This is a genomic window from Streptomyces sp. NPDC043854, from assembly GCF_056436005.1.
In genome coordinates, this window is the sequence record NZ_JBWKDK010000033.1 from 65492 (window position 1) to 76703 (window position 11212).

The 11212-nt window shown below is 70.3% G+C and carries 11 protein-coding genes; 6 read left to right on the forward strand and 5 right to left on the reverse strand.

Features of this window, described 5'->3' with window-relative positions:
* Positions 1-230 precede the first annotated feature (230 nt).
* The 5 genes from AC068A_RS26295 to dnaA all read right to left on the reverse strand — a co-directional run bounded on the left by AC068A_RS26295 (position 231) and on the right by dnaA (position 7011).
* Positions 231-785 (reverse strand): DciA family protein, encoded by a 555-nt coding sequence (locus tag AC068A_RS26295; RefSeq protein WP_478588704.1) that lies wholly within the window; start codon positions 783-785, stop codon positions 231-233.
* Positions 782-1918 (reverse strand): DNA replication/repair protein RecF, encoded by a 1137-nt coding sequence (gene recF, locus AC068A_RS26300; RefSeq protein WP_478588705.1) that lies wholly within the window; start codon positions 1916-1918, stop codon positions 782-784. Before recF ends, AC068A_RS26295 begins: the two co-directional genes overlap by 4 nt.
* A gap of 88 nt (positions 1919-2006) precedes the next feature.
* Complete coding sequence (gene gnd / locus AC068A_RS26305; RefSeq protein WP_478588706.1) at positions 2007-2882, reverse strand: phosphogluconate dehydrogenase (NAD(+)-dependent, decarboxylating); 876 nt, start codon at positions 2880-2882, stop codon at positions 2007-2009.
* A gap of 244 nt (positions 2883-3126) precedes the next feature.
* Positions 3127-4257 carry a DNA polymerase III subunit beta gene (dnaN, locus tag AC068A_RS26310; protein ID WP_478588707.1) on the reverse strand — a complete coding sequence of 377 codons (1131 nt, stop codon included), beginning with the start codon at positions 4255-4257 and terminating at the stop codon, positions 3127-3129.
* 984 nt (positions 4258-5241) lie between these two features.
* The gene (dnaA, locus tag AC068A_RS26315) at positions 5242-7011 is read right to left on the reverse strand and encodes a chromosomal replication initiator protein DnaA (protein WP_478588708.1); all 1770 of its coding nucleotides are present in this window, start codon (positions 7009-7011) and stop codon (positions 5242-5244) included.
* A 360-nt stretch (positions 7012-7371) separates the two neighbouring features.
* Between dnaA and rpmH the strand changes: the two genes are divergently transcribed.
* From rpmH to rsmG, 6 genes are all read left to right on the forward strand, one after another.
* Positions 7372-7509: a 50S ribosomal protein L34 gene (rpmH, locus tag AC068A_RS26320; protein ID WP_018547628.1), complete on the forward strand. Its 138-nt coding sequence runs from the start codon at positions 7372-7374 to the stop codon at positions 7507-7509.
* Positions 7510-7529: 20 nt separating this feature from the next.
* Positions 7530-7904 (forward strand): ribonuclease P protein component, encoded by a 375-nt coding sequence (gene rnpA / locus AC068A_RS26325; protein ID WP_478588709.1) that lies wholly within the window; start codon positions 7530-7532, stop codon positions 7902-7904.
* Positions 7901-8182 (forward strand): membrane protein insertion efficiency factor YidD, encoded by a 282-nt coding sequence (yidD, locus tag AC068A_RS26330; protein ID WP_179171824.1) that lies wholly within the window; start codon positions 7901-7903, stop codon positions 8180-8182. The genes rnpA and yidD overlap by 4 nt, the downstream gene beginning before the upstream one ends.
* Positions 8183-8185: 3 nt before the next feature.
* Positions 8186-9289 carry a membrane protein insertase YidC gene (gene yidC / locus AC068A_RS26335; protein WP_478588710.1) on the forward strand — a complete coding sequence of 368 codons (1104 nt, stop codon included), beginning with the start codon at positions 8186-8188 and terminating at the stop codon, positions 9287-9289.
* 16 nt (positions 9290-9305) lie between these two features.
* Positions 9306-9818, forward strand: coding sequence for a Jag family protein (locus tag AC068A_RS26340; RefSeq protein ID WP_478588711.1), 513 nt, complete (start codon positions 9306-9308; stop codon positions 9816-9818).
* 118 nt (positions 9819-9936) lie between these two features.
* Entirely contained in the window at positions 9937-10653 is a 717-nt protein-coding gene (gene rsmG, locus AC068A_RS26345; protein ID WP_478588712.1) for a 16S rRNA (guanine(527)-N(7))-methyltransferase RsmG, read from the forward strand.
* Positions 10654-11212 lie beyond the last annotated feature (559 nt).

Consider the following 11212-nt stretch of genomic DNA (forward strand, 5'->3'; position numbering starts at 1 on the left):
GAGGGACGCCACCCGGGCAGGGGGGTGGGAGGGCCCGGGGCAGGGCCCCTCCCACGGCTCTGCCCCGGCCCTCTCGTGGCTCTCTCATGGCCCTGTCGTGGCCAGGTCGTGGCGGATGTGGCTGCCGGTGCGGCTGCTGTCGAAGCGCGGGTGCGCAGGTGGTGCCGCGGGGCCGCGGTGCCACCGGGCCTCAGCCGTAGGCGGGCCGGGACCATGGGCGGGCCGGGGCCTCAGCCGTAGGTGTCGCCCGGGCCCGTGCTGCCGGGAGCGCGCCAGGGGCCGTGCCGCTTCGGCCGTCCGCCCGGGCCCTGCACCTTGATCAGCCGGACGGTGCCCTGGCCGAGGTCCGCATTCAGCCGGGCCACCAGCTGCGGGGCCAGCAGCTTCAGCTGCGCCGCCCATGCCGAGGAGTCGCACCGCACGACCAGCTCACGGTCCTCGTAGCGTTCCGGTTCGCAGTGCGCCGCGATCTCCGGGCCGACGATCTGCGGCCAGCGCTCCATCACCCCGGCCACCGCCATCGGCATCTCCCAGCCGCGCTCCGTCCGCAGCCGGTCCAGCGCCGCCATCAGCGGCATCGGGTCCCGGCCGTCCGCCCGCGCGCCCGAGCGCAGGCCCGGCTGGTGCCGGCCGCCCCGCCCGCCGGCCGCGGTGCCGCGCGCCCGCGCCTGCTCCCGGGCCGCCGCCAGCGCCTGGCGTGCGAGATCCACACCCGAGAGCTCCGGAGTCTTGCGCTCCGGGCCGGTCCCACCCGGCTCCTGCGGGTTCCGCTTGTCCTCGTTCACAGCCGGGTCACCTCACCGCCGGACACCCCGAACCGCGCCCCCGCCAGGACATCCGGAACATCATCGTCCACAGCCGCCGTCACCAGGACCTGCTCGGCCGGCGCCACCAGTTCGGCCAGCCGCTCCCGGCGCCGGGCGTCCAGCTCCGCGAACACGTCGTCGAGGATCAGCACCGGCTCGGCCCCCTCCGAGCGCAGCAGCTCGTACGAGGCCAGCCGCAGCGCCAGCGCGTACGACCACGACTCCCCATGGCTCGCGTACCCCTTCGCCGGCAGCTCCCCCAGCCGCAGCAGCACGTCGTCGCGGTGCGGGCCCACCAGGGTCACGCCCCGCTCGATCTCCTGCTTGCGCACCTGCGCGAGCGCGTCGAGCAGCGCCGCGTACAGCTCCTCCCGGGTCCGCGCCGCCCCGGTGTCCACCGCCTCGCCGGCCGAGGACCGGTACGCCAGGCCCAGCGGTCCGCCGCCGGGGGCGAGCTGCTCGTACGCCTTGTCCGCAAGGGGCAGCAGGGCGGCGACCAGATCCAGCCGCTGGGCCAGCAGCTCCGCGCCCGCGCGCGCCAGGTGCTGGTCCCACACGTCCAGCGTCGACAGGTCCATGGAGCGCCCGCCGTGCCGCCGCGCCATCGCGGCCGACTTCAGCAGGGTGTTCCGCTGCTTCAGCACCCGCTCGTAGTCCGACCGGACCCCCGCCATCCTGGGCGAGCGGGCCGTCACCAGCTCGTCGAGGAGCTTCCGGCGCTCGCCCGGGTCGCCCTTCACCAGAGCCAGGTCCTCCGGCGCGAACAGCACGGTCCGTACGATCCCCAGCACGTCCCGCGGCCTGACCTGCGAGGACCGGTTGATACGGGCCCGGTTCGCCCGCCCGGGGTTGAGCTCCAGCTCGACCAGCTGCTGCCGTTCGCCCTGCCGGACGGCCGCGCGGACGACGGCCCGCTGCGCGCCCATCCGCACGAGGGGGGCGTCCGAGGACACCCGGTGGCTGCCGAGCGTCGCGAGGTAGCCGATCGCCTCGACCAGGTTCGTCTTGCCCTGGCCGTTGGGGCCCACGAAAGCCGTGACGCCCGGGTCGAGGGGAACCTCGGCCCGGGCGTACGAGCGGAAGTCGGCCAACGAGAGATGCGAGACATGCATACGGCGCCGACCTCCCCCGGCTTCCTGCTGTTCTGCTCTGTACTGCTGTGTGCTGCGGGCGGGCGCGGTGCCGCGCCCGCAGCGACTGCTACTTCTTCTCGACCGCGTGGCCGCCGAACTGGTTGCGCAGCGCGGCGATCATCTTCATCTGTGGCGAGTCGTCCTGGCGCGAGGCGAACCGCGCGAACAGCGAGGCGGTGATCGCGGGCAGCGGGACGGCGTTGTCGATCGCCGCCTCCACCGTCCAGCGGCCCTCGCCCGAGTCCTGCGCGAAGCCGCGCAGCTGCTCCAGGTGCTCGTCCTCGTCCAGCGCGTTGACGGCCAGGTCGAGCAGCCAGGAGCGGATGACCGTGCCCTCCTGCCAGGACCGGAACACCTCGCGGACGTCGGTGACCGAGTCCACCTTCTCCAGCAGCTCCCAGCCCTCGGCGTAGGCCTGCATCATGGCGTACTCGATGCCGTTGTGGACCATCTTCGCGAAGTGGCCCGCGCCGACCTTGCCGGCGTGCACGGAGCCGTACTCACCCTCCGGCTTGAGGGCGTCGAAGATCGGCTGGACCGCGGCGACGTGCTCCTTGTCGCCGCCGTACATCAGCGCGTAGCCGTTCTCCAGGCCCCACACGCCGCCGGAGACACCGCAGTCGACGAAGCCGATGCCCTTGGCGGCGAGCTCCTCGGCGTGCTTCTCGTCGTCGGTCCAGCGCGAGTTCCCGCCGTCCACGACGACGTCGCCCGGCGAGAGCAGGTCCGCGAGCTCGTCGATGGTGGACTGGGTCGCGGCACCGGCCGGGACCATCACCCACACCACGCGGGGGGCCTGGAGGCCGTCCACAAGTTCCGACAGGCTGTGGACATCGGCGAGGTCCGGATTGCGGTCGTATCCGATGACGGTGTGGCCTGCGCGGCGGATGCGCTCGCGCATGTTGCCGCCCATCTTGCCGAGACCGACGAGACCGAGCTCCATCAGGTGGTTCCTTAAGCGTTGTGGCCGTTTGTGCCGGATTCCCCCGATTCCCGGGGGACCCGGCTCCGAGCCTACGCCGGGCGGTGCCGCCCGGCGCCACGGGCGCTCCAGGCACCCGCCGTACGGGGGCCGGGCGCGGCATTCGGCGTCGCTCCCGGGTCCACGGGGACCGGGAAACGGGACGCGAACGCCGTCGGGCCCGGTTCCGCGGGCTGGCGGGACCGGGCCCGGTGGACGGCGGGCGTCAGCCGGACAGGCGCACCGGCATGATCAGGTACTTGTACGCCTCGTCCGCCTCGGCATCGGCGGCGGGGCGGCCGCTCAGCAGCGCAGGCTTGGTGGACGTCGTGAAGCTGAGCTGGGCGACCGGCGAGTCGATCGCACTCAGGCCGTCGAGCAGGAAGGTCGGGTTGAAGGCGATCGAGATGTCGTCGCCCTCCAGCGAGGCGTCGACGCGCTCCACAGCCTGTGCATCGTCGGAGGAGCCGGCCTCCAGGGTCAGCACGCCCTGCTCGAAGCTCAGGCGGACCGGGGTGTTGCGCTCGGCGACCAGGGCCACGCGCTTGACGGCCTCGACGAACGGGGCGGTCTCGATCACGGCGATGGAGTTGAACTCCGTCGGGAAGAGCGTGCGGTACTTCGGCAGGTCGCCCTCGAGGAGGCGGGTGGTGGTGCGGCGGCCGGCGCCCTCGAAGCCGATCAGGCCCTCGCCGGCGCCGGAGCCGGACAGCGCCAGGGTGACGACGTCGCCGCTGGTCAGGGACTTGGCAGTGTCCAGGAGGGTCTTGGCGGGCACCAGGGCCACAGCCGAGGCGTCCGGGTTCTCCGGCTTCCACAGGAACTCGCGGACCGCGAAGCGGTAGCGGTCGGTGGAGGCCAGGGTCACGCGGTCGCCCTCGATCTCGATGCGGACGCCGGTCAGGACGGGCAGCGTGTCGTCGCGGCCGGCGGCGATGGCCACCTGGGCTGCGGCGGCGGCGAAGACCTCGCCGGAGACCGTGCCGGTCGCGGTCGGCATCTGGGGCAGGGCCGGGTACTCCTCCACCGGCAGGGTGTGGAGGGTGAACCGCGAGGAGCCGCAGACCACGGTGGCCCGTACACCCTCTGTGGAAATCTCCACGGGCCGGTTGGGGAGCGCGCGGCAGATGTCGGCGAGCAGGCGGCCGGAGACGAGGACGGTGCCGTCCTCCTCCACCTCCGCCTCGACGGAGACGCGGGCCGAGACCTCGTAGTCGAAGCCGGAGAGGGACAGGGTGCCGTCCTCGGCCTTCAGCAGCAGGCCCGCGAGTACGGGGACCGGCGGCCGGGCCGGGAGGCTGCGGGCAGCCCAGGCCACCGCCTCCGCGAGTACGTCGCGCTCCACCCGGATCTTCACCGGAACCGCCTCCTGCTGTTGCTCGCTCGTCCGTCTGCCGGCCTTCGTCGTCGGCTCACCGGCCCGGTGCCTTGGCGGGCTCGGGCCTCGATGCCGGGGACCAGTCTGACGTACGGCGCCGACAGCTGGTGCTGCCGCCCGTCAAATCGGGAGCGAGGTGTCGGGGAGGCCTCTCGACCACGTTGTGCACAGCACCTGCTTGAAAACCGAAACCGGCCTAACTGTCCTTGGGGGTAGTAGTAGGGCCTGTGGAAACCGTGGATAAGCCCGTCGCCGCAGGTCAGGCCCGGTTTTTTATCCCCATGCCCTGTGGGTGGCACCAGTGGACAACAGGGGGGTGCTGTGGAGAACAGAAAGTTCTGCACAGGCCATCCCCAGGTGACCCGGACTACTCCACAGGTGTGTCCCCAGCTTTCCCCAAGTACTCCACAGCCCAAACGTCGACTTCTGTGTGACGGCTTTCACTCCGGGTGGTGAGGAGGGGCACCCGGTTGCCGAACAGTGGACAGCGGTGTGGGTAACCCGCCGGAACCTGTGCACAGGATGGGGCAACCTGTGGGTGAGCGGTGGACAACGCAGTGGACGAGCCTGTGGATGAATCCTTCGTCCACAGGCTGTGGACATCTCTCACGCACAATTCCACAGGCCTGTGAGCTGGCCTGATGGGCCCTCAATCGGAAGGCCTGTGGACAGATTGTGGGCGAGGAAACCGGTCCCCAACCTGTGGACTGAAGAAAGTTCCGCAATCTGTGGACAAGTTGCTTCCCAGGGGGCGTATTCGAACAGACCGGGGGCGCGCGTGCGAAGAAGGGCGCCCCCGGATTACTCCGGAAGCGCCCTGTGGATGCGTTTGGGGAGGCGCCGACGGGCCGTTGACGGCCCGTCGGATGCGGACGGATGCAGACGGCCGATGCCGATGCCGATGTCGCTGCAGAGCGGACGTGGACGGCGGGTGCCGGATGCCGGGTGCCTGATGCGGCGGGCTCAGCCGTTCTTGATGCGGTTGGTCAGCTCGGTGACCTGGTTGTAGATGGAGCGCCGCTCCGCCATCAGAGCGCGGATCTTGCGGTCCGCGTGCATGACGGTGGTGTGGTCCCGCCCGCCGAACTGCGCCCCGATCTTCGGCAGGGACAGGTCCGTGAGCTCTCGGCACAGGTACATCGCGATCTGCCGGGCGGTGACCAGGACGCGGCTGCGCGAAGAGCCGCACAGGTCGTCCACCGTCAGGCCGAAGTAGTCGGCCGTGGCCGCCATGATGTCCGAGGCCGTGATCTCGGGCGCCGAGTCCTCGCCCCCGGGGATCAGGTTCTTGAGGACGTCCTCGGTCAGTCCCAGGTCGACCGGCTGCCGGTTCAGGCTCGCGAAGGCCGTGACCCGGATCAGCGCCCCCTCCAGCTCGCGGATGTTGCGCGAGATGCGTGAGGCGATGAACTCCAGTACCTCCGGCGGGGCGTTGAGCTGCTCCTGGACCGCCTTCTTGCGCAGGATCGCGATCCGGGTCTCCAGCTCGGGCGGCTGGACGTCGGTGATCAGGCCCCACTCGAAGCGGTTGCGGAGCCGGTCCTCCAGGGTGACCAGCTGCTTGGGCGGCCGGTCGGAGGACAGCACGATCTGCTTGTTGGCGTTGTGGAGCGTGTTGAAGGTGTGGAAGAACTCCTCCTGCGTCGACTCCTTGCTCGCCAGGAACTGGATGTCGTCGACGAGCAGGATGTCCATCTCGCGGTACCGCTTGCGGAAGGCGTCGCCCTTGCCGTCGCGGATGGAGTTGATGAACTCGTTGGTGAACTCCTCCGAGCTCACGTACCGCACGCGGGTGCCCGGGTAGAGGCTCCGCGCGTAGTGCCCGATGGCATGCAGCAGGTGCGTCTTGCCGAGGCCCGACTCCCCGTAGATGAAGAGCGGGTTGTAGGCCTTGGCCGGCGCCTCGGCGACGGCCACCGCCGCGGCGTGCGCGAAGCGGTTCGAGGCACCGATGACGAAGGTGTCGAAGAGGTACTTCGGGTTCAGCCGGGCGGTCGGCTCCAGCGGACCCGAGGTGGAGCCGCCGGACGGGGCCGGCGGCGGCGCCGACCGGCCGGGCCCCGGGCGCGGACCCGAAGGCTCGTACTGCTGTTCATAGGGGCGCGGCTGCTGGGGCTCGTACGGAGACGACTCGTACGGCTGCTGCTCGTAGGGGCTCTGGTCGTAGCCGCCGGACTCGGGCTGCTGGAGGTAGCCCGGCTGCGGGGAGGCGTACGGGTCGCGCTCGGGGAAGCCGCCGAGGCGCGGCTGCTGCCAGCCGAAGTCGTCCTGCTGGCCGCCGCGGGGCCAGGCGCCGGGCTCGGGGCGCGGCTGCTGGTAGTCCGGGTACGCGGGGCGGGCGGTGGGCAGCTGGTCGTCGCCCGGGCCGGGCCCGGTGTGGCCTCCGGGGCGCTGCCCGCCGTACGGCTCGTACGAATCGCTGCGCTGCGGAGCGGGCGGGGCCGGCGGCGCGGGCTCGCCGCCGGAGTCGTCCACGGTGATGGCGATGCGGATGGGGCGGCCGCACTCGCGGCTGAGCGCATCGCTGATCAGCGGGGCGAGGCGGCCTTCGAGGACGCGCTTTCCGTATTCATTGGGGACGGCGAGCAGCGCGGTGTCGGCGACGAGGGCCAGGGGCTGGCAGCGCTCGACCCACTGCTGGTCCTTCGGTTCGACCGCCTGCTGTCCTTCCCCCAGGAGCTTCTCGAGCACCCGTGGCCACACTGCGGCAAGATCGGCAGGTACGTCAGCCACAGGGCACGCTCTCTCACAGGGGGTCCCACGAATGTGTGGTTCTTTGGGACGGTCGGGACAAAAAATCCGGGGTCAGACAACGGTAGTCAGCGCGACCGGTACGGTTCAAGTCGTTGTCCACAGGCTGTGCACAGCGCGGGGCGGCGTCGCCTCGGTTTGACCGGATGGCTTAGCCGCGCGTACCGTAACGAGGTCGAGTTGTCGATGGCTGCTGCCGCCTGCCTACCGATGGGCGAGGATCACTGATTGTGGTCGTTGAGCGGTGCCACTCGGGCGAACACGCGAGCTAGCTTCCTCGTGGGCGCACGGTGACAGCCAGGCGATGTCCCGCCACAACGATTCATTTTCTGGAGCCCCCGAGTGAGCAAGCGCACCTTCCAGCCGAACAACCGTCGTCGTGCGAAGACCCACGGCTTCCGCCTGCGGATGCGTACCCGTGCCGGCCGCGCCATCCTGGCGAACCGCCGCAGCAAGGGCCGCGCTGCCCTTTCCGCGTAACTCGCGCAGGTCGTGACGTCGTGCTGTCTCCCGAAAATCGGCTGAGGCGGCGCGAGGACTTCGCGAGCGCGGTGCGCCGAGGCCGCAGGGCCGGTCGCCCGCTCCTCGTCGTCCACCTACGTACAAGCGGTGCAACGGACCCGCACGGGTCGGGGGAGACAGATCCCTCGACCCGTGCGGGTTTCGTCGTCAGCAAGGCCGTGGGTGGCGCCGTCGTCCGGAACCGGGTGAAGCGCCGCCTCCGCCATCTCGTACGCGAGCGGCTCTCCAGCCTGCCCGCCGGTAGCCTGGTGGTGGTGAGGGCATTGCCCGGATCGGGTGATGCCGGCCTCGAGGACCTGGCCAAGGACCTGGATGCCGCTCTGCTGCGGCTCCTGGGAGGCGCAGCTCGATGAAGTACCCGCTGCTCGCTTTGATCAAGCTGTACCAGTGGACCATCAGTCCGCTGCTCGGCCCGGTGTGCCGTTACTACCCCTCGTGCTCGCGCTACGGGTTCACGGCCATCGACCGGCATGGTGCGGTGAAGGGGACCGTTCTCACCGCCTGGCGGATCCTGCGGTGCAACCCGTGGTCCGCGGGCGGTGTCGATCATGTCCCACCTCGTAAACGCCCGCGTTGGCACGAGCAGCTGCGCACTGCGTTGCGTAGATCTCGCAATGCTCAAGGAGCCTGATTAGTGGACACGATTGCCAGTCTGTTCAGCTTTATCACCACACCCGTCTCGTGGATCATCGTCCAGTTCCACTCGCTGTACGGTGCGATCTTCGGGCCGGACAGCGGGTGGGCCTGGGGCCTGTCCATCGTGTCCCTGGTGATCCTGATCCGTATCTGCCTGATCCCGCTCTTCGTGAAGCAGATCAAGGCGACGCGGGGCATGCAGGCGCTCCAGCCGAAGATGAAGGCGATCCAGGAGCGCTACAAGAACGACAAGCAGCGTCAGTCCGAAGAGATGATGAAGCTGTACAAGGAGACGGGTACCAACCCGCTCTCTTCGTGCCTTCCCATCCTGGCGCAGTCGCCGTTCTTCTTCGCGCTGTACCACGTGCTCGCGAACATCGCCGACGGCAAGCAAATCGGCGTGATGGACCAGCAGCTGGTCGACAGCGCCCGCGAGGCGAAGATCTTCGGTGCGCCGATCGCCGCCAAGTTCATGGACAGCCCGGAGAAGGTCGCCGCTCTCGGCGCCTCGCTGACGGACGTCCGGATCGTGACCGCGATCATGATCATCCTGATGTCGCTGTCGCAGTTCTACACCCAGCGTCAGCTGATGCAGAAGAACGTCGACCTCACGGTCAAGACGCCGTTCATGCAGCAGCAGAAGATGCTGATGTACATCTTCCCGGTGATCTTCGCCGTCATGGGTATCAACTTCCCCGTCGGTGTCCTCGTCTACTGGCTGACCACCAACGTCTGGACCATGGGCCAGCAGATGTACGTGATCAACCAGAACCCGACGCCGGGCAGCAAGGCGCAGGACCAGTACCTGACGCGGCTGCTCAAGTCCGTCGGCTCGCACGGACAGGTCAAGGGCCGCGGCAAGAAGAAGATCGTCGCCGCGATCGTGGCCAAGGGCCCGGACCGCAACGACATCGAGCGCAAGTTCATCGCAACCCTGACGAAGCAGGGCTTGGCCGCCCAGGCGGACGGCTCTGTGATCAAGAGCTCGGTGGCCACGGCGGACTCGGACGCGGCGAGCAGCGGCGCGCCGAAGCGGCAGCAGCCGAAGCGCCAGACGAAGGCGCAGCGTCAGACGCCCTCCAAGCCCTCTTCCAAGAAGTAACGAAGGAGTCCCTCCCGTGACGGAAGGCACCACCACCGCCGCCGCTGAGAGTGGCGACACCCTGACCCGCCTCGAGCAGGAGGGTGAGATCGCGGCCGACTACCTCGAGGGTCTGCTCGACATCGCCGACCTCGACGGTGACATCGACATGGACGTCGAGGCCGACCGGGCCTCGGTCTCGATCGTCAGCGACTCCGGCAGCCGCGACCTCCAGAAGCTCGTGGGCCGCGACGGCGAGGTCCTGGAGGCCCTCCAGGAGCTGACCCGCCTCGCCGTGCACCGTGAGACCGGGGACCGCAGCCGCCTGATGCTGGACATCGCCGGATTCCGCGCCAAGAAGCGCCAGGAGCTTGCGGCGCTGGGCGCCAAGGCGGCGGCCGATGTGAAGGCGTCCGGCGAGCCGCTGAAGCTGGCCCCGATGACTCCGTTCGAGCGGAAGGTCGTCCACGACGCCGTGGCGGCAGCCGGTCTGCGGAGCGAGTCGGAGGGCGTGGAGCCGCAGCGCTTCGTCGTTGTGCTCCCGGCCTGATCCCCACCCCGAGTGTTCGGCCCCGTCTGTGTCGCAGGCGGGGCCGATGTTTGTCAGCCTGGCAGTACCAGTGCGTTTTCCACGATCGCGCGGTACGCAATACGGAAGGACGGTCCCCGTGACGGAGGCAGCGGAGCTTCCCCCGGCGCCGGAAGAGGCGCGCGCGGTGTTCGGCGAGTTTTTCCCGGAAGCTGTGCGGTATGCGGAGCTGCTCGCGGACGCAGGGGTCCGGCGCGGCCTGATCGGCCCGCGTGAGGTGCCGCGCCTGTGGGAGCGGCACCTGCTGAACTGTGCGGTCCTGTCGGAGGTGGTGCCCGAGGGCGTTACCGTGTGCGATGTGGGCTCGGGCGCCGGCCTGCCCGGTATCCCCCTGGCCCTGGTCCGCCGTGACCTGAAGATCACGCTGCTGGAGCCGCTGCTCCGACGCACGACCTTTCTCCAGGAGGCCGTGGAGCTACTGGGCCTGGACCACGTCACGGTTGTGCGCGGCCGGGCCGAGGAGATGCTCGGCAAGGTACAGCCGGTGCATGTGGTGACGGCGCGGGCGGTGGCCCCGCTGGACCGCCTCGCCGGCTGGGGCGTGCCGCTGCTGCGCCCGTACGGCGAGATGCTGGCGCTCAAGGGCGACACCGCCGAGGAGGAGCTGGCGGCGGCGAAGGTCGCGCTGACGAAGCTGGGTGTGGTGAAGACCTCGGTGCTCCAGGTCGGCGCGGGTGTGGTGGACCCGATGTCGACGGTGGTGCGGGTCGAGGTCGGGGAGAGCCCCGGTGGCGTGCGGTTCGCGGCCAAGCGGGCCAAGGCGGCCCGGGTGGGGCGTTCGCGTCGGCGCCGGTAGGAGCGGCCCCGGCCTGTGGCTCTCCACACCCCCTCCGTAGGGCGTTGGGCCCTATAGGGGCGGATTTGGGAGTGTCGTAGAGGCCCGTCGGCTCCGTCCCGGCATCGTGTTTCACGTGAAACGTCGCTCTCTGCTGCACGGAATCATCAGTCGCGGCCGGGCAGCCGCGCCCCCTCGGTCCTCCAGGGATGGAGGGGGGACGGAGTTGTCCACATCTGTGGATTCATCCACAGGAGTACGGGCCCCGCTGGTTCGCGGCCCCGGTGGCATGGCAGGCTCTGTTCATCGCGAGCCCGATGCCGAGGAGAGTGACACCGTGCGGTCCGACGCCAACCTCGCGGGGCCGATGGCCGACCCGGTCCCCGGTCCCCGCTCTGAAGCGGCGGGGGGGGGGGGGGGGGGGGGGGAACCCCCCCCCCCCCCCCCCCCCCCCCCCCACGCCCCCCCCCCCCCCCCCCCCCCCCCCGCGCCGGCGTCAGTCGAAGCGGATGTGCCGGACACCGACCAGCGCGCGCCGCAGCCGCCTGCGCAGCGGGCCGCCGCTGTCCGGCGCCGGCCG